The organism is Leifsonia sp. HAY1-4F (assembly GCF_056755275.1).
This window is the reverse complement of sequence record NZ_JBNDHX010000523.1, coordinates 1-243: the sequence shown is the minus strand read 5'-3', so window position 1 is coordinate 243 and position 243 is coordinate 1. Positions and strand designations below refer to the sequence as shown.

Sequence of the window (243 nt, the reverse complement as noted above, 5' to 3'; positions counted from 1 at the left end):
GCGACCTCCGTCGAGCATGTCCTCGTGGTCAAGCGCGGCGAGAACGAGGTCAGCTGGACCGAGGGCCGCGACCTGTGGTGGCATGACGACATCGCCCGCGTCGGCGCGGACCACGTCGCCCGGGCCTTCCCGGCGGAGCAGCCGCTGTTCATCCTTTACACGTCCGGCACGACCGGCAAGCCGAGGGGCATCCTCCACACCTCTGGCGGCTACCTGACACAGTCGTCGTTCACTCACAGGGTC

At 68.3% G+C, this 243-nt stretch carries 1 protein-coding gene; it reads left to right on the top strand.

What is annotated here, in order from left to right; translation table 11 throughout:
• The coding region (locus ACPYOG_RS20370) for an AMP-binding protein (protein ID WP_481295894.1) at positions 1–243 on the top strand (243 nt) is incomplete at both ends.